We start from the raw sequence: 16,879 nt of genomic DNA, 5'->3' as shown, positions 1-16,879 counted from the left end.
CCAGAGTGTAACGTGACAGCAGTGCCGGCCGCAGTCCCGCTCCGTCAGCGGCGCTCGCGATCCAGCCAGCAGGCCAGGCCCTGCGCGTTGAGCTCGATGTCCATGGCCAGCACAGCCACCACCGCTGCGTCATCCAGCACACAGCCATGCTGCTGCGCGCGCTCCAGGTACAGGGCCTGCAGCGCCGCCAGCAGGCAGCGATGGCGGTCGGGCCGCTCGTCGCACTGGCGGCCGATCGCCGCCATCGCATCGATCTGCTCGAACAGGTCGCCGGCCAGCCGCTGCACCTGCTCCACGCGGCCATAGTGGGTGAGGTACATCGACTGCGGATCGTAGTCGAGCATGCGCTGGATCGACGCCTTCATCGCTTCGGGATCGAACTGCACGGGCGAAGAGGTCGGAAAAATGAAGGCGCCCTGCGCGCTGTCCAGTTCGCGGTAGGAGATACCGAAGGTATCGCCGGTGAACCAGCTGCGGCTGCGCGCATCCCATACGCAGTAGTGATGCAGTGCGTGGCCGGGCGTATGCAGCAGGAGCAGTTCGCGTCCGGCAAGATCGAGGCGATGGCCATCCTCGGCCACCACGACGCGGTGCTCGGGAATCGCCTCGATGCGGCCATAGCTGCGTGCGATCTCTTCCGCGCCGTAGACTGCGGTGGCGCCGGCGATCAGCCGGGTCGGATCGATCATGTGCGGCGCACCGCGCGGATGCAGCACGGCCCGGGCATTGGGCAGCTGCTGCATCAACAGACCCGCACCGCCGGCATGGTCCAGATGCACATGGGTGAGCAGAAGCCAGTCCACCGCGTCGGGCTGCAGGCCGGCATCGGACAGCGCCCGCAGCATCGCCGGCACGGACAGGCCGGTGCCACAGTCCACGAAGGCGCCCCGCCCGTTCTCGACGATCAGGTAGGCCGCATCGAAGTCGGGACGTTGGAAGCCGGTATCGATGGTGTGGATGCTGGGGTCGGCGATCATCGGCACGCACCTGGCGGAATCGGAATCAGGCGTCCATGGTAGGCGTGCAGGCAGGACCGGTTCGATGCGGCTTTGGTCGGAGGCACGCGCTCTGCCCCGGGACTACAACCATCGCGGTCGCAGCAGCAGTGCCAGCACCAGCACCGCCAGGAAAGCGCCGTAGGCATAGAGCACCGCCAGCACCTGCGGCCAGATCGGCCCCGCGTCGGTCTGCACCAGGCCCAGGTGGTGGCCCCACAGCATCGCCACGATGCTCAGAACAAAGGCCAGCAGCAGCACCAGGCCATCGAACAGGCGCCGCCGCGTTGTGCGCGGCTGGCGCGGGAACAGCCAGTACAGGCTGCCCAGCACGACGAACCAGGGCAGGAAAAGCAGCAGCGACAACCACGCCATCGCAGACTCCTTCCATAGCGCCGGGCCCGATGCCCGGCTCCACATCCATCGGTAGCGCCGGGCCATGCCCGGCGGGGTGCATCAGGTAGCGCCGCCGGGCATGGGCCCGGCGTTACAGCACCCTCCGCTCAGGCATCTTCGCGCAGCGCGGCCAGTGCCGCCAGGACCGCGTCAACCTCCGCCTCCAGCTTGAACAGCTCGCTCTGCAGCGCATCACCCTGCTCGGCCTGCTTGATCACGGCGATCAGCTGGCCGGCATCGCGCGGCGAATCAAAACCAATGCTCTGCATCAGCAGCGTGCCGTCGCCGGCGGTCAGCTTGAAGTAGAAACGACCATCCTTCTCGCGGTACTGCTTGAACTGCGGCGGCGCCACGCGGGCAGCGCCGGCATCCTCGCTGGCGATGTCGCCGGCGGTGGACAGGTCGCGCAACCCCACGGCGTGCCGCAGCTCATCCAGCAGCGGCATCGCGAACGTCTCGCGCAGCTGCTGGCCACGGCGCTTCAGCAGCGCCTCGATCTTTTCCGGCTCGGCCATCAGCGCGTTGTAACGCTCGCGCAACGGTGACAGCTCACCGTCGATGCGCTCGAACAACTGCTGCTTGGCATCGCCCCAGCTGATGCCCTCGGCGAATGCCCGGGCGAAAGCAGCGGTCTGCTCCGGCGTGGCGAAGGCCTGGTACATCTGGAACAGCGCCGAGCCCTCGGTGTCCTTGGGCTCACCCGGTGCGCGCGAATCGGTCAGGATCGAGAACACCAGCTTCTTCAGCTCCTCGCGCGGCGCGAACAGCGGAATGGTGTTGTGGTAGCTCTTGCTCATCTTGCGGCCGTCGAGGCCGGCCAGCGTGGCCACCTGCTCATCGATCACCACCTCCGGCAGCGGGAAGTATTCCCTGCCGTAGACGTGATTGAAGCGCTGGGCGAAGTCGCGGGCCATCTCGATGTGCTGGATCTGGTCACGACCGACCGGCACCTGGTTGGCCTTGAAGATCAGGATGTCGGCAGCCATCAGCACCGGGTACATGAACAGCCCGGCGCTGACGCCGGCATCCTCGTCCAGGCCTTCCTCGCGGTTCTTGTCCACCGCTGCCTTGTAGGCATGGGCACGATTGAGGATGCCCTTGCTGGCGATCGCGGTCAGGAACCACATCAGTTCGGTGGTTTCGCGGATGTCGCTCTGGCGGTAGAACCAGACGTGTTCCGGATCCAGGCCGCAGGCCAGCCAGCTGGCTGCGATCTCCAGGGTCGCGCGCTGGGTGCGCTGCGGATCCTGCGCCTTGATCAGGCTGTGCAGGTCGGCCAGGAAGAAGAAGCTCTCGATCCCCGGGGTGCGGCTGGCCGCGATGGCCGGACGGATGGCGCCAACGTAGTTGCCCAGATGGGGGGTGCCGGAGGGGGTGATGCCGGTAAGGACTCGGGTCGTCATGACTGCGTGGGGAAACCTTCGATGAACGGAACCAGTTTACCGTGCCCACGGCCAACCCCGTCAGGGCCTGCGGGTCGTTCATTCACCCGAGCCCACCGGAGTTCCCACATGAAACGCCTGCTGCCCCTGCTGCTGATCCTGCCCCTGGCCGGCTTCCGCCCGGTTCCGCCGCCACCGCCGATGCCGCAGGACGGCCCTGTGCGGATGACCCTGATCGACCGCGACCGCGGCACCGAACTGCGCAGCCATGCAGCCGATGGACAGCGCTGGGTGGCGGGCGAGCGCGGCCATCGCTATGCGGTACGCCTGTACAACGACAGCCCGCGGCGGGTGCTGGTGGTGCTCTCGGTGGATGGCATCAATGCCATCTCCGGCCAAGATGCCGACCCGTCGCAGACCGGCTATGTGCTCAACCCCGGCCAGCGCGCCGACATCACCGGCTGGCGCAAGAGCCAGGATGAAGTGGCGCAGTTCGTCTTCAGCAGCCCCAGTGGCAGCTATGCCAGCCGTACCGGCCGTGCGGACAACATCGGCGTGATCGGCGCGGCGGTGTTCGAGGAGGCCCGTCGCTGGCCGCTCCGACCGGAGCCGCTGCTGCGCCGTGGCGCCCCGGCGCCGGCCGCTGCGGAATCCGCTGCGGACGCCAGCGCCAGCCGCATGGACGGCTACTCAGCGCGGTCGCAGGCACCGTCGCTGGGCACCGGTCACGGCGCGCGCGAACGCTCCTCGGTGCGTGATACCGCATTCGAACGGGCCAGCCGCACGCCGGCGCAGGTCGTGCAGCTGCGTTACGACAGCGCACGCGCGCTGCGCGCACGCGGCATCGTGCTCGACCCGCCTTCGCGCCTGCCGCGCGAGCCGCAGGCGTTTCCGAACCGCTACGTGCCGGATCCGCCGACACGTTGAGTCCCTGACAGCACGACGCCCGCACCAGAGGGTGCGGGCGTCGACGTGGGGAACCGCTTACCGCCGGCTACTTACTTGTAGTCCGGGTAGTCCTTGCGCACGCTGTCTTCGAAGTCACGGACTTCCTTCTCGGCGCGATCCTTGGCCCAGCCATACCGTTCCTGCAGGCGGCCGGCCAGATATTCGGCATTGCCCTCGGCCACATCGAAATCGTCGTTGGTCAGATCGCCCCACTTGGCCTGGGCCTTGCCCTTCAGCTGCGACCACTTGCCGGAAATGATGTCTTTGTTCATTGCTGGGAATCCTTGGTTGCAACGGCGTTCTTACCGTGACTGCAGCTTCCCGCATCCGCTGTTGAAAGGCGGTCAACCGCTCATGAAACACATGCTCACCTGCTTGAATGGTTCACTCCATCGCCACACGCGATGGCGACTACGCGGCCATACACACGCACGAAAAAAAGGCCGGGAAGATCCCGGCCTTTTTCTGTTCCACACCGCGTCGGGCTTAGTTGCCCTTGGCGGCATCCTCGACCTTTTCACCGGCCTTCTGCACGTCCTTGCCGGCACCGGCAACGGTGTTGCAGCCGGCCAGCATGGCCACCGAGAACATCGACAACAGCATCAGGGCAACTACGCGCTTCATGGGCTTCTCCTTGGGTTCGCCGCTTCACCGCTACAACGCGGATGGGGTTCTGTCGCTCGGCAGGCAGGGCCGAAGCCACCGCCGCCGCGTGAGGTGCAATCTGGCGGCTGCGGCGTGCAGCGGGCGTGAACGGATCGGCGATCCGTTCAGGGATGCCCTCAATCGCGCATCAGCGTGGATTTGCCGAACAGGCTTTCCACCAGGTCCACGGCCAGTTCGGCGGTGGCGTTCTGCTTGTCCAGCAGCGGATTGAGCTCGACGATATCCAGCGACCCCATGCGCCCGCTGTCGGCGATCATTTCCATCACCAGCTGCGCTTCGCGGTAGTTCACCCCGCCCGGCACCGTGGTGCCGACGCCGGGTGCAATGCTCGGGTCGAGGAAGTCGACATCGAAGCTGACATGCAGATGGGTGCTGTCATCGATTCCGGCCAGCGCGGCCTCCACGGTGCGCTTCATACCGTTCTCGTCGATGTAGCGCATGTCGTAGACATCGACCTTGTGGGTCTTGATCAGGCGCTTCTCTTCCGGGTCCACCGAGCGGATGCCGATCTGGTGCACCTGGGCGGGCGTGATTGCCGGCGCACTGCCGCCCAGACGGGTCAGTGCCTCCGGCCCCAGCCCGCACAGGCAGGCCACCGGCATGCCGTGGATGTTGCCCGACGGCGTGACATCACTGGTATTGAAGTCCGAGTGTGCATCCAGCCACAGCACGCGCAGGGTCTTGCCCTGCTCGCGGCACCAGCGGGCCACCGCGGTGATCGAGCCGATGCCCAGGCAATGGTCGCCCCCGAGCATGATCGGCATGCGCCCGGCCTGCAGCTCGGCATAGCTGGCCTCCATCAGTGCATGGTTCCAGGCCACCACCTCGTCCAGATGGCGGTAGCCTTCGACCGGCGCGGTCCACGGGTTGCGCGGGCCATCCAGGTTGCCCAGGTCGCGCACGTCCACGCCGCGCGCCGCCAGCGCCTCCGGCAGGCCCGCCACGCGCAGCGCTTCCGGCCCCAGCCGCGCGCCCCGATGGCCGGCACCGACATCGGTGGGGACGCCGATCAACGAGACGGAAATGGGATGGGCCATGGGTGCCTCCTGCAACGGAAAAAGAAGCACAGTCTAGCCAGAGCTGTGTGACACGACTCGCGGCGGTGCAGCAGGGCAGATGCGGTCAGCGGTGGCGGAACACCGCACGGCAACGCAGTGTCGGAATCGGCACGGCTGGGCGCGTATGGGCGATGTAGCCAGCCCGCACGTGAGCGACGGGCCATGACGACGCATGCGCAGATGGCAGGGCCGCCCGGGCCGGGCGGATGGCAGCACTGAGGCGTCTACGCCAGTGCCGATCCTTCAGCACCATCAGGATCGGCGCTGCGCTTGCCGGCGATTGCCGTTAGCATCGTGACTGCCGTCGTCTGCCGCACCGGTTAAGCCAGCTTTACTTCGCGTATGTCGCGTCCATTGCCGCGCGTGGGATCACTGGAATTCCGCCCTTGCAAAGGCCTCGCGCAGGATGTCGCTTTTGCCTTTACATCGCGCGAAACAGGTCAAAAGCGATAATTCATTTTTTCTTTCGAATCGCACGAAGTCATTGGAAAGAATGACTGGCGGGCGGTGTTTGCGCGTGCGCATGATGAATCGCCACCGACAACGGGTGGCCGGGACTTCCAAGCCCGTGTGATTGAAGCTGTATACGCTTTGTCAGTCGGCGCCACCTGTCTCGGGGTGGCGCCGGCTGGCAATCCGTCTGCCGATCTACGGCGGGCGGTGCGTGGGGGCCTTGTGCCCGCCGGCTCATCGATCTCCGGTCTTGGAAGCCACGCATCGTCCGCCACCCTCTGCGGGTGGCGCCTCTGTTCCGCATGAGGATGTCCCATGACCGCACCCCGCTACCCCTATCTGCTTGCCACCCTGGGCGATGCCGCCGAGCACCTGCCCCGCGAACTGGCAGAGCCGTTGGAAGCTGCGCTTTCCGCTGCCGTGGATCTGCCTGAGCCGATCACGCTGGTGGGCTGCCTGCAGCGTATCCGCAGCGGCGATGCCGCCGATGGTCAGCCGTGGAAAGGCCCCGTACCCAGCCCAGGCCAGGGCGTGACCCGTGCGCGTACCGACCGCGCCGCCGCCGGCCTGGTCACGCTGCTGGAGGTATTCCACGCCGCCGAGCGCGTGCGTGTGGATGGCGCCGAAAAGGACGACATCGGCGACGGCGCGCGCGAAGGCCTGCTGCTGGCCTGCCGGGGGCTGGCGGAGTATGTGGAGCTGCAGTTGCACGCGGCATGAGCCGCGCCGCCACGCCCGCCGATTGTTTTGATTTGGCAAATAGTGATGGCGCTTTATAGGCGTTTATCCGGCCAATGCCGAGGACTACCTTGAGGCTCATCGATCCCCTTCTGGAGAATCCCATGAGCAAGCGCAATGCCGTTTTCCCGGCCGGCCGGCAGGACCTGTACACCTCGCAGACCTATTCGGCCGCGATCGAGTCGGGTGACCTGCTGTTCGTGTCCGGCCAGGTGGGCAGCCGCAGCGACGGGACGCCCGAGCCCGACTTCGAGGCGCAGGTCCGCCTGGCCTTCGCGAACCTGGAGGCAACCCTGAAGGCCGGTGGTTGCGGGCTTGACGACATCGTCGACGTGACCACCTTCCATACGGACCCGCAGAACCAGTTCGGAACCGTCATGACCGTAAAGAGCGAGGTCTTCCCCGAGAAGCCCTATCCCAACTGGACGGCGGTGGGCGTCAACTGGCTTGCCGGATTCGACTTCGAGATCAAGGTGATCGCCCGCATTCCGGACTGAGCATGCCGCCTCCGGGAGATCGTGTGCGCGAGCGCGTGCCGCTCAGGTAGCGGTCGCGAAATCAGGACTCCGCTCGCCGGACAGCGCCCGATAGAGGCTCACGCGCGACAACCCCGTCGCTCGTGCAATCTTGCTCATCCCCTGGGCACGCGCGATATCGCCCAGTGTCTTGGCAGTGAAGGCCGAATCGCCATTGCTTTCAATGATGCAGGCATCGAGATAGGCGGCCATTTCTTCAGGCGTACGGAGATGCGTGGCCACCTCAGATGCTTCGAGTTCACTCTTCTTTTTGACAGCCCTGCGTATGCGACTCTGGCGCCTGGCAAACGCGCTGCAATTCGCGGCAGGAGAAAGAACGCTGCGGAAGCGAGCGACTGCGGGATGGTGCCGCTTATCCGAATCGAACGGATGACCTACTGTTTACAAGACAGTTGCTCTACCAACTGAGCTAAAGCGGCATGGGTGACGCACCGGCGGCAGCGCCGCAGTGGGGGGATTCTAGCGCAGTCGCGCGCATTCCAGCGACTGTTGCCGGGCGGCGCCGCTGCGCTGCTGCACCTGCGCAGGCTGTGCGGTGCCGGCCAGCTGCCCGTCCACCCACCACTGGCCGGCGTCGCCGCTGGCCACCAGGCGCGGCTGGAAGCCGGCGGCCTGCACCGCAGCGATACGCCGCTCGGCGCCTTCGCGGTTGCGGTACTGGCCCAGCGCCACGGCGTTGGCGTCCTCACCCTGGCTGATGATGTAGTAGTCGCCCAGGCCCGCAGCGACGATGCGCTTGACCGTGGCCTGCGCCTCTTCGCGGCTGGCGGCGGCCGGCAGCAGCACGCGGTAGCGGGCACTGCCACTGGCGGCCGGCTGCTCGCGCAGGCGCGCCTGGCTGAGCAGCGTGCCGGCCCGGCCCTGCGCTGCGCTGGCGGCGGCACGATCGGCGAACGGACCCAACGCGATGCAGCGCGGCGGCTCGCTGGCGGCAGGCGCCTGCGCGACCGGCGGTGCGACCGGCGCCGGCGCTGGCGTCGGGCTGGAGGTTGCTTCCGCAGCCGGCGCCTTGGCCGGCTCGGCTTGCGGCTTGGCCGGCGCGGCAGGGGCAGGAGTGGACGCCACGGCGGTCGCCGCTGCGGGGTCGCGCTCCACCAGTGCTGGCGCCGGTGCCTCCGACGATGCCTGCGCGGCCACCGCCGCATCGGTGCCGCCGGGCACCCAGCGCAGTTCGGCCACGCCGGCGGGCCGCGGTGGCGGCGCAGGCTTCTGCGGCGCATCGCGCAGCAGCCACCAGCAGGCAACGCCAAGATTGAGGATGGCCAGGACGACGATCAGGGCACGGGTGAGCATGCGCGGATACTAGCCTGCAGGCTGGTGCACCGCCCAGCGGGCGAGGCCGTCCAGCACCAGCGAGGGGTGGTAGTCGGCGCCGTCCAGCAATGGCATCAGCGCGGGCGCGCCGCCACCGTGCACCAGCAGCGACGGCATCACACCCAGCAGTGCCTGCGCCTGCTGCGCACTGCGCTCGACCAGCGCCACCGCAGCACCATCGCAACCGGAGGCGAGTGCGTCGGCGGTGTCATTGGCAAACTCGCTGTAATCGCCGCCACTGGCGGGCAGCTGCACGGCGCGCGCATGCAGTGCTTCGCGCATGGTGGTGGGTGATGCGGCGATGCGGCCGCCGTGATGCTGGCCACTGGCATCGAGCAGGTCGATGGTCAGCGCCGTGCCCACGCCCACCACCAGCACCGGGCGCTGCGCCTTGGCGGCGGCCAGCAGGGCAAGGAAACGATCCACACCGAACTTCTCCGGGCGCGCGTAGGCGATGCGCACGCCTGCGCATTCGGCGCTGGTGCGCACCACATGCACCTGGTCGAAGCGCCGCTGCAGCTGGTCCAGCATGGCGCTGGTCAGCGAAGGTGCGGCCACGCTGGCGACGAACGCCGTCGCGCCGCTGGGCAGGCTGTGCGGCGGCTGCCCGGCCATGCCTTCGGCGCCATGCGCCCAGGCCTGTACGTCACCCGCGCGATCCCCCTGCAACGGCGCGAACTTGAAGCGCGAATTGCCCAGGTCGAACAACCAGTCGCTCATGCCGCCCTCACCGTGACTTCGCCGGCATGCAGGCGGCGCTCGCAGCCGTCGATGCTCACGCGCAGCGCGCCGTCATCGGCCAGGCCGAGTGCGGTGCCGTGCTGCCACTGCCCCTCCAGCTCGACGCGCACCTCGCGGCCGGCCAGCATGTCGAAGGCGGCGTAGCGCGGCAGGAACGGCGCCAGCCCTTCGCGATCGAATTCCTCCAGCGCCGGCAGCAGCCGTGCGAGCACGGCGGCGACGACGATGTTGCGGTCGACCGGCGCGCCGGCCAGTGTGTCCAGATCCACCCAGGGCTGGGTGATCTGCTCGGCGAACGAGGGCGGCATGTGCGTGTTGATGCCGATGCCGATCACCGCGCGAGCCGGACCGGCGTATTCGCCGCCGCCTTCGGCGAGCAGGCCGACCAGCTTGCGACGGCCATCGACGATCAGATCATTCGGCCACTTCAGCTGCGCCTGGGTGAAACCCAGATCGTGCAGCGCTTCGGCCACGGCGATGCCGGCAACCAGGCTCAGCCCCGCCAGCCGGCCAAGGCCCCCGGAGAACAGGCGCAGCACCGACAGATAGACATGGGCCGCCAGCGGCGAGGCCCAGGTGCGGCCGCGCCGCCCCCGCCCTCCGGTCTGGCGTTCGGCCAGCAGGACGCTGACCCCGCGCTGGGGCGCGCTGCACCGCAGCAATTCGGCATTGGTGGAATCCACCGTCCAGGCCACCTGCAGGTCATGCAGCAGGGACAGGGCATCGGCCGGCAGGGCGGCACGGATCGTCGCCGGGTCCAGCAGCTCGACCGGGCGGGTCAGGCCGTAACCCTCGCCGGCACGGCCCTCGATATCGACACCTGCGGCCCTAAGCCCTTGAATGCGCTTCCAAATTGCCGCCCGGGTCTGGCCCAGCTCACGGGCCAGGGCGTCGCCGGACAGGCGACCGGCAGCGAGTTTGGCCAGCAATTGGCGATCGTCCACGGCAGCTTCCACGAAGTCAGGACGGAATTATGCGGGAAAGCCGCCAGCGACGCCCGCCACGGGGCCGGCGGCGGGCTTCCAATCCGGTGCCGGGTTCGGGCTAGAATCGGGAACTCACCTTCCCTTAACGTGGATGTCGTCAATGCGCCGTTATGCCCATTGCCTGATCCTGCTGACGATGCCCTTCGCGGCGTCGGCCACAGCAGCACTGGATGACAGCCGCGGCGCCTGTGTGTCCTCCAACGGCGATGCCGCCTCGCAGCGCGCACCGACGGCATCGACCACCACGGCCAAGCCTGCTCCGGCACGCCCGGCGGCCAGCAGCGCCACCAGCACCGGCGGTGGCGGCAGCGATGAGGACATGCTGCAGCGGCTGCGTGCGCCGAAGTGGCACAGCTACCTGCCGGGAATGTTCCGCTGATCAAGTCGTTGCTGCAGTGGCTGCGGCCCGCACCGCGGCCGATCGAAGACGCATACTGGGATGAGGCCTGCCGCCGTGCGGCATGGCTGCAGGGGCTTTCCGACGAACGACGCGCCCGGCTGCGCACGCTGGCGGCGCGCTTCCTGCATGAGAAGACCATCACCCCGATCGGCAACCTGCAGCTGCAGGCCGCCGACGGCGTGCTGCTGGCGGCCCTGTGCTGCCTGCCACTGCTCGAGTTCGGCGAGGTGGGGCTGCAGGGCTGGTCGCAGCTGATCGTGTACCCCGACGCATTCCGCGTGCATCGCAGCCACGTGGATGCGGCGGGCGTGCTGCACGAATGGGACGACGAGCTGATCGGCGAATCGTGGGACAGCGGGCCGTTGATCCTGTCCTGGGCCGACGTGCAGGCCGATCTGGCCGCACCGTACGAGGGCTACTGCGTGGCCGTGCACGAGATGGTGCACAAGCTCGATGCGCTCGATGGCGCGATGGACGGCACACCGCCGCTGCCGCGTGCGTGGCAACGTGAGTGGGCTGCTGTCTTCCAGCAGTCCTACGATGCGTTCTGCGCGCAGGTGGATGCCGGCCAGGAGACGTTGATCGACCCGTATGCCGCCGAAGCACCGGAGGAGTTCTTCGCGGTCGCCAGCGAGTACCACTTCTCCGCTCCGGACGTGCTGGCCGAAGCGCTGCCCGATGTCGCCGCGCATCTGCGGCGCTTCTATGGTGAACCACCGGCGCTGGGCGGCTGAGTCATGTCATCGGTTCGCCGGGCGTGGCCCGGCGCTACCGTTTGGCCGTAGGTAGCGCCGGGCCATGCCCGGCGGCGTGGATTACGGGCCCGGCGGCAGACGCACTTCGAAGCGGGCGCCTTCCAGTTCGCTGGAACGGCCGACCGCCAGTTCGCCGCGGTAATCCTTGATCAGGTCCTGCACGATCGACAGGCCGATGCCGTGGCCCTGCACGCGTTCGTCGCCACGTACGCCACGCTGCAGCACCTTGCCGATATCGTCCGGCGCGATACCGGGGCCGTCGTCGTCCACGGCCAGCAGCAGGCCGGCGCGGCGTGCATTCGGTGCCGGCAGGGGCTGCGCGGTCAGCAGGACACGGCGCTTGGCCCACTTGAAGGCGTTTTCCAGCAGATTGCCCAGCAGTTCCTGCAGGTCACCCGGCTCGCCATGGAAGCGCGCGGCCGGATCGATGTCGAACTCGCACAGCACGCCCTTGGCGGCATAGACCTTTTCCAGGCCCCGCACGATCTCTTCGGCGTTGGACTCGATCGGCAACGGTGCGGAGAACAGCTTGTGGCCCGACGACGCAGCGCGCGCCAGCTGATAGGACACCAGGTTGTTCATGCGTTGCAGCTGCACGTCCAGCTCTTCGCGCAGCGCGCCATCACCGGCACCGCTGTCCATCTGCGTGCGCAGCACCGCGATCGGCGTTTTCAGGCTGTGCGCAAGATCCGCCAGCGTGTTGCGCTGGCGTTCGAGGTTCTCGCGCTCACTTTCGATGAAGGCATTGATGCTGTCGGTCAGCGGCTCCAGCTCGCGTGGGTGGCGCTCGCTCATGCGCTCGGTCTCGCCGCGCTGCACCTTGGTCAGCTCGGTGATCACGCGACGCAGCGGACGCAGGCTCCACTGCAGGATGACCGTCTGCAGCAGCAGCAGGATCAGGCCGATGCCACCCAGGTAGAACCAGACACGGCTGCGGAACACCCGCAGCTGCGCACCGAGCGCGCGCGAGTCTTCCATCACGTAGATGGTGTACGGGAACTCGGTGGCGGGATCGGCATCGGCGTCCCACACCAGGCCCAGGCCGTAGCGGTACACCGAACCCTGGCTGCCGTCGATCTGGATCATCGGCAGCGGGCCTTCGAATACCTCCTGGCGTGGCGCAAGCAGGCCGCCGCCGACGGTGGGCAGCATCGGGCCTTCGGCCGACATCGAATTGCCCTTGCCGTCCGGCATCACCACCTGCAGGTAGAGACCGCTGCCGGGCACGTCGAAGCGCGGGTCCGGTGGCTGCTCGCGGATGTACAGCGAACGATCGCGGGTGAAGTCGATGCCCGCCGCATAGGCAGTGGCGTAGTTCTTCAGGCGCTCACGCAGGTTGGCCTTCGCCGTATCGGCGAAGGCGGCGTCGAGCGCGTAACCGGCCAGGGCCAGGAACGCGACCAGGCCCACGGACGCGGCGAACAGCTGGCGCGCCTGCAGGGAGCGCGGCCGCCAGCGTCGGAAGAACCACAGACGGCCGGACATCGTGCAATCGCCAGGGTGAGCCGGCTCAGCCCTCGTTGCGCGGGATCGCGAAACGGTAGCCGCGGCCGCGCACGGTCTCGATCGGCTTCAGCTCGCCGTCCGGGTCCAGCTTCTTGCGCAGGCGGCCGATGAACACTTCCAGCACGTTCGAGTCGCGGTCGAAGTCCTGCTGGTAGATGTGCTCGGTGAGGTCGGCCTTGGAGACCAGTTCACCGGCATGCATCATCAGGTACTCCAGCACCTTGTACTCGTAGCTGGTCAGGTCGACATTGCTGCCGGAAACGCTGACCGTCTGCGCGGCGAGATCCAGGGCGACCGGGCCGCATTCCAGGGTCGGCTTGCTCCAGCCGGCGGCGCGGCGCAGCAGCGCGTTGACGCGGGCCAGCAGCTCTTCGACGTGGAACGGCTTGACCAGGTAATCGTCGGCGCCCTGCTTCAGGCCCTCGACCTTGTCCTGCCAGCTCGACCGCGCGGTCAGGATCAGCACCGGGAACTTCTTGCCCTCGTCACGCAGCGCCTTGATCAGCTCCATGCCCGACATCTTGGGCAGGCCGAGGTCGATGATGCCGACGTCGAACGGGACTTCGCGCCCCATGTAGAGGCCTTCCTCGCCGTCCTGCGCAGCATCGACGGCAAAGCCTTCGCGCTTGAGCCGGGCTGCCAGGGTCTCACGCAGCGGGGCTTCGTCTTCGACCAGAAGGATACGCATGAACTCTCCCTAGTGTCCTGGGTGTGGCCCGGAGGCCAGTGGGGTACGGGTTGATAGCGACAACTATCCCTGTTCAGGGGTTATCGCCGCGTAGTGAAGACATATCCGACCGCGGCGTGCGCGGCTGTGAACGCGACGGGGCGGGGTCGTCCATGTAGCGGACCCGGCCCCGGTCATCCATGTACTTGACCCGGTTGATGTCACGACCATCGAACGGCACCCGTTCGGCGCCCAGGATGTGGCCACCGGTGGTGCGCTGCACGCGGCGCACGGCATCGGACAGCGAACGCTCGTCGCCACGGCCGCCCCGCTCGCTCCGCTCCATCATCTCCGCCCGGCCGTGTTCCGCACGCGGGGGCTGCTGTGCCATTGCCGACGACAGCGGCGCAGCCGCCAGCACCACGCAGGTGGCCAGGGCAATGCGGCAATGGAGGGGAGCGGAAGACATCGATGCGATCCTAGCCGAGCACGGCGATTCGTTCAAAAGTCGTAAATCCGGGAACCGGGTGCGGGACCCGGTCTTTACAATTCCTTTGCAAATTCTTGGTTTGGGGCAGTGAATCCGATCTGAACTTTTCCGGGCGAACCGCAGGTTTGTTCATCTAAGTGAACATTCGGGACGAATCGGCCGGCGTTGTCAAGTCAGGAATGTGACGGACGTCACGCAGCGGCACGGTCAGCGTCGCGCTCGGTGACGGCAAGGGCCTGTTCGACCAATGTCCAGTCGGCGCCTGGACGGTGCGCACCCTCGCTCAATACCTGGCGGAACGCGCGCCCACCGGGCTGCCCATGGAACAGGCCGAGCAGGTGACGGGTGATGTGCTTCAGGGCCATGCCCTCGCCCAGACGGGCCTCGACATACGGGCGCAGCGCGCGCAGCAGATCCGCGCGCGACCGCAGCGGCGTACCGGTGTGCAGCGCTTCCAGCTGATGCAGCAGATAGGGATCGTGGTACGCGGCCCGGCCCAGCATCACGCCATCGACATGGCCGGCCTGGGCCTGCACGGCTTCGATGCTGGCCAGGCCGCCATTGAGCACCACCGGCAGCGCGGGCCGCTCCTGCTTCAGGCGGTAGGCCCAGTCGTACTTCAGCGGCGGAACGTCACGGTTCTCCTTGGGCGACAGGCCCTTCAGCCAGGCATTGCGCGCGTGCACCACCACCATCGCTGCACCGGCAGCGACCTGGCGATCGACGAAGCTGGCGAACGCCTCGTACTCGTTGTCCTCATCCACGCCCAGACGGCACTTCACGGTCACCGGGATGTCGACCGCATGGACCATCGCGGCCACGCATTCGGCCACCAGCACCGGCTCGCGCATCAGGCAGGCACCGAAGCGGCCCGCCTGCACGCGATCGGACGGGCAGCCGCAGTTGAGGTTGACCTCGTCGTAGCCCCAGTCCGCGGCGATGCGCGCGGCCTGCGCCAGCAGGGCCGGATCGCTGCCACCCAGCTGCAGGGCCAGCGGCTGTTCGCTGCGGTCGAAGCCGAGCAGGCGCTCGCGGTCACCATGGATGACCGCGTTGGCGTGCACCATCTCCGTGTACAGCCGCGCCCCGGGAGCCAGCACGCGATGGAACACGCGGCAATGGCGGTCCGTCCAGTCCATCATCGGGGCGACGGACAGGCGCAGGGATTCGGCGTAACGGGCGGTGGCGGACGTCATCGGGGCGTTGATCGTGGAGACCGGCATTGCCAGTGAGATCAATAGTTTACACCGGGTGGCTGAATGGCGCCGGGGCGTCAGGCGATGTGCGAAGCGCCGGTGCCCCATTGCTGGTGTGGCACGCGCCCGCCACGCCACCAAATACGAATGAGAAGTGATATCGTTTGAGCGCCGCATGACGATGTGCGGCATGGATGTCCCAAGCAAACGGAACATGTAATGCAGCAACGCACCTATATCGAACTGGTCCTGGAGCTGTTCGCCTTCATCAGCCTGTGCATGGCGATGACGACCTCCGGCACCCCGGTTCTGGTTTTTGGTCTCACAACCATCCTGCTCACGGTATGGATACCCTTCCAACGGCGCGAGATTCATCGCTTCACCCGCGCCGTGTCGATTGCGCTGGTCATTGCGGCAGTAGCCAGGATCGTCATTCATTTCCTACCCAATCCATCCATCTAGGAATCGAATTCGAGGAGGCTGTTCCGATACGCCACTGCGGTGGCGTTGTTGCTCTGTGCGCAGGGAGCGCACGCGCAGGTGAAGCAGATACAAGATATCCCGTGCGAAGGGTGTTCATACGCTCAGATGCAGGCGGCCGCGCTCCCGCCGCAGACCGGCCGGTTCCGGCAACCGTATACGATGCATTGCAAAGCCCGGCCAGGATGAACAACGCGATCGAACAGTTGAATGCCTCCTGGCTCGCCCGCGGGTATGCGGCGCACATGACGTTCGTCAATTTGGTCAGCGGAAAGAACATCTCGCTGACTGCGGGCCGCCCGGTGACCACCCTGAACTTCGCCGATGGCTCCAGCATCAAGGCCTCGTACGACATCGAGATGAAAAGCTGGGCGCCTATTCCCGGCACCGGCCGCGACGTTCACGGCAACCCGGTTCCAGAGACGAAAGCAGACGTTGCCAAGGACGGCAATCCGGTGGTGTACGAGTTCCCCGGTGGCATCACCAGTGACGCCTACATGGACTTCAGTCGCTACCTCTTCGATCTGGGCGTGCGCCCCAACATCGGGCCGGGCGACAACCAGATGATCTGCACCAGCGAAGTGATGGACGCCGACATGCGGGTGGAAGTCAGGTGCATGGGCCGCAGGCACTGATGCAACAACGCGGGTGACCGCCGCTGCGGTCACCCGGGTGCCCCCTGCCGAAGCGCCTATGGACCCATGTCCCAGCACAGGTGGCGGCGATTGATGAGTGCGAACTCGGTGCCCGCCGCCGCGCCCACCCACCTGCTCGATCAACGTCCGGCTGGCGGCATTGAGCCCCACCACCGTTACATCGGCGCCATGCGCGGCCAGTTTTTCCTGCGCGCGCTCCAGCGCGGCCACGGCGGTCAGATCCCACAGATGGGCATCGCGCAGGTCAATCTGCACCTTCGGTGCTACGTGCTGGTAGTCAAAGGCCGCGCCCAGCTCGCTGCCGTACACCACCATCGCCAGCAACACGACGCCGGCCACCAGGCATGACAGGCGACCGCGGCCGCCGGAGCTCACGTTGATGATCGACTGGCCGATCATCGCGCAGCCGGCCATGCCGCCGAGGAAGCCGGTGACCGTGTTGGCCACGCCCTGGCCGACGCATTCGCGGTTGCGCTCGCTGGGCGTCTCGGTGATGTCCTCGACAGCGCAGACGCA

General features: G+C 67.2%; 21 protein-coding genes, 1 tRNA gene and 1 pseudogene. 7 read left to right on the top strand and 16 right to left on the bottom strand.

Annotated features, from left to right (window positions below):
- Positions 1–44 precede the first annotated feature (44 nt).
- The 3 genes from N8888_RS01210 to N8888_RS01200 form a co-directional block, all read right to left on the bottom strand.
- Positions 45–977, bottom strand: a complete 933-nt coding sequence (locus N8888_RS01210) for an MBL fold metallo-hydrolase (protein ID WP_053520143.1) — start codon at positions 975–977, stop codon at positions 45–47.
- A 102-nt stretch (positions 978–1,079) separates the two neighbouring features.
- On the bottom strand, positions 1,080–1,370 hold the full coding sequence (locus N8888_RS01205) for a hypothetical protein (RefSeq protein ID WP_053520144.1): 291 nt from the start codon (positions 1,368–1,370) through the stop codon (positions 1,080–1,082).
- A gap of 128 nt (positions 1,371–1,498) precedes the next feature.
- Positions 1,499–2,794, bottom strand: a complete 1,296-nt coding sequence (locus tag N8888_RS01200; protein ID WP_111186494.1) for a tryptophan--tRNA ligase — start codon at positions 2,792–2,794, stop codon at positions 1,499–1,501.
- A gap of 108 nt (positions 2,795–2,902) precedes the next feature.
- On the opposite strand from N8888_RS01200, the gene N8888_RS01195 reads away from it, so the two are divergent.
- Positions 2,903–3,700 carry a hypothetical protein gene (locus N8888_RS01195; protein ID WP_263176889.1) on the top strand — a complete coding sequence of 266 codons (798 nt, stop codon included), beginning with the start codon at positions 2,903–2,905 and terminating at the stop codon, positions 3,698–3,700.
- 71 nt (positions 3,701–3,771) lie between these two features.
- Here the strand turns inward: N8888_RS01195 and N8888_RS01190 are convergent, their stop codons facing one another.
- The 3 genes from N8888_RS01190 to rocF form a co-directional block, all read right to left on the bottom strand.
- Positions 3,772–3,993: a CsbD family protein gene (locus N8888_RS01190; RefSeq protein WP_019661831.1), complete on the bottom strand. Its 222-nt coding sequence runs from the start codon at positions 3,991–3,993 to the stop codon at positions 3,772–3,774.
- A 214-nt stretch (positions 3,994–4,207) separates the two neighbouring features.
- On the bottom strand, positions 4,208–4,345 hold the full coding sequence (locus N8888_RS01185) for an entericidin A/B family lipoprotein (RefSeq protein WP_053520147.1): 138 nt from the start codon (positions 4,343–4,345) through the stop codon (positions 4,208–4,210).
- A gap of 158 nt (positions 4,346–4,503) precedes the next feature.
- On the bottom strand, positions 4,504–5,424 hold the full coding sequence (rocF, locus tag N8888_RS01180) for an arginase (protein WP_053520148.1): 921 nt from the start codon (positions 5,422–5,424) through the stop codon (positions 4,504–4,506).
- Positions 5,425–6,213: 789 nt separating this feature from the next.
- On the opposite strand from rocF, the gene N8888_RS01175 reads away from it, so the two are divergent.
- Both N8888_RS01175 and N8888_RS01170 read left to right on the top strand, forming a co-directional pair.
- Complete coding sequence (locus N8888_RS01175) at positions 6,214–6,618, top strand: hypothetical protein (protein ID WP_111186496.1); 405 nt, start codon at positions 6,214–6,216, stop codon at positions 6,616–6,618.
- Between the two features lie 122 nt (positions 6,619–6,740).
- Complete coding sequence (locus N8888_RS01170) at positions 6,741–7,133, top strand: RidA family protein (RefSeq protein WP_263176887.1); 393 nt, start codon at positions 6,741–6,743, stop codon at positions 7,131–7,133.
- Between the two features lie 42 nt (positions 7,134–7,175).
- Here the strand turns inward: N8888_RS01170 and N8888_RS01165 are convergent, their stop codons facing one another.
- The 5 genes from N8888_RS01165 to birA form a co-directional block, all read right to left on the bottom strand.
- The gene (locus N8888_RS01165; RefSeq protein ID WP_258391177.1) at positions 7,176–7,394 is read right to left on the bottom strand and encodes an addiction module antidote protein; all 219 of its coding nucleotides are present in this window, start codon (positions 7,392–7,394) and stop codon (positions 7,176–7,178) included.
- Positions 7,395–7,515: 121 nt separating this feature from the next.
- Positions 7,516–7,591: transfer RNA gene (locus N8888_RS01160), tRNA-Thr, on the bottom strand.
- 40 nt (positions 7,592–7,631) lie between these two features.
- A complete protein-coding gene (locus tag N8888_RS01155; RefSeq protein WP_263176886.1) occupies positions 7,632–8,465 on the bottom strand; it encodes an SPOR domain-containing protein in 834 nt (277 codons plus the stop codon).
- A 9-nt stretch (positions 8,466–8,474) separates the two neighbouring features.
- A complete protein-coding gene (locus N8888_RS01150) occupies positions 8,475–9,206 on the bottom strand; it encodes a type III pantothenate kinase (protein ID WP_263176884.1) in 732 nt (243 codons plus the stop codon).
- Positions 9,203–10,171 carry a bifunctional biotin--[acetyl-CoA-carboxylase] ligase/biotin operon repressor BirA gene (gene birA, locus N8888_RS01145; protein ID WP_053520153.1) on the bottom strand — a complete coding sequence of 323 codons (969 nt, stop codon included), beginning with the start codon at positions 10,169–10,171 and terminating at the stop codon, positions 9,203–9,205. Before birA ends, N8888_RS01150 begins: the two co-directional genes overlap by 4 nt.
- A gap of 142 nt (positions 10,172–10,313) precedes the next feature.
- On the opposite strand from birA, the gene N8888_RS01140 reads away from it, so the two are divergent.
- Together N8888_RS01140 and N8888_RS01135 are read left to right on the top strand one after the other, a co-directional pair.
- A complete protein-coding gene (locus N8888_RS01140) occupies positions 10,314–10,592 on the top strand; it encodes a hypothetical protein (RefSeq protein ID WP_053520154.1) in 279 nt (92 codons plus the stop codon).
- Positions 10,559–11,347, top strand: a complete 789-nt coding sequence (locus N8888_RS01135; RefSeq protein WP_263176882.1) for a M90 family metallopeptidase — start codon at positions 10,559–10,561, stop codon at positions 11,345–11,347. Before N8888_RS01140 ends, N8888_RS01135 begins: the two co-directional genes overlap by 34 nt.
- Positions 11,348–11,428: 81 nt before the next feature.
- Here N8888_RS01135 and N8888_RS01130 read toward each other — a convergent pair whose 3' ends face one another.
- From N8888_RS01130 to dusA, 4 genes are all read right to left on the bottom strand, one after another.
- Entirely contained in the window at positions 11,429–12,853 is a 1,425-nt protein-coding gene (locus N8888_RS01130; protein WP_065174201.1) for an ATP-binding protein, read from the bottom strand.
- 25 nt (positions 12,854–12,878) lie between these two features.
- Positions 12,879–13,562, bottom strand: coding sequence for a response regulator transcription factor (locus N8888_RS01125; RefSeq protein WP_053520384.1), 684 nt, complete (start codon positions 13,560–13,562; stop codon positions 12,879–12,881).
- 73 nt (positions 13,563–13,635) lie between these two features.
- Positions 13,636–14,010: a hypothetical protein gene (locus N8888_RS01120; RefSeq protein WP_053520383.1), complete on the bottom strand. Its 375-nt coding sequence runs from the start codon at positions 14,008–14,010 to the stop codon at positions 13,636–13,638.
- A 212-nt stretch (positions 14,011–14,222) separates the two neighbouring features.
- Entirely contained in the window at positions 14,223–15,254 is a 1,032-nt protein-coding gene (gene dusA / locus N8888_RS01115; protein ID WP_263176877.1) for a tRNA dihydrouridine(20/20a) synthase DusA, read from the bottom strand.
- A 192-nt stretch (positions 15,255–15,446) separates the two neighbouring features.
- Here dusA and N8888_RS01110 point away from each other — a divergent pair, with 192 nt between their 5' ends.
- Together N8888_RS01110 and N8888_RS01105 are read left to right on the top strand one after the other, a co-directional pair.
- A complete protein-coding gene (locus N8888_RS01110) occupies positions 15,447–15,689 on the top strand; it encodes a hypothetical protein (RefSeq protein WP_107231488.1) in 243 nt (80 codons plus the stop codon).
- Positions 15,690–15,892: 203 nt separating this feature from the next.
- Entirely contained in the window at positions 15,893–16,342 is a 450-nt protein-coding gene (locus tag N8888_RS01105) for a hypothetical protein (protein WP_111186501.1), read from the top strand.
- 126 nt (positions 16,343–16,468) lie between these two features.
- On the opposite strand, the pseudogene N8888_RS01100 reads toward N8888_RS01105, so the two are convergent.
- Positions 16,469–16,867 (bottom strand): annotated as a pseudogene (locus tag N8888_RS01100) (SulP family inorganic anion transporter); the annotation flags it as partial.
- Positions 16,868–16,879: the final 12 nt, after the last annotated feature.

The organism is Stenotrophomonas maltophilia, from assembly GCF_025642255.1.
GTDB lineage: Bacteria > Pseudomonadota > Gammaproteobacteria > Xanthomonadales > Xanthomonadaceae > Stenotrophomonas > Stenotrophomonas maltophilia_P.
The sequence above is the reverse complement of the archived record's forward strand: the minus strand, read 5'-3'. Positions and strand labels throughout refer to the sequence as shown.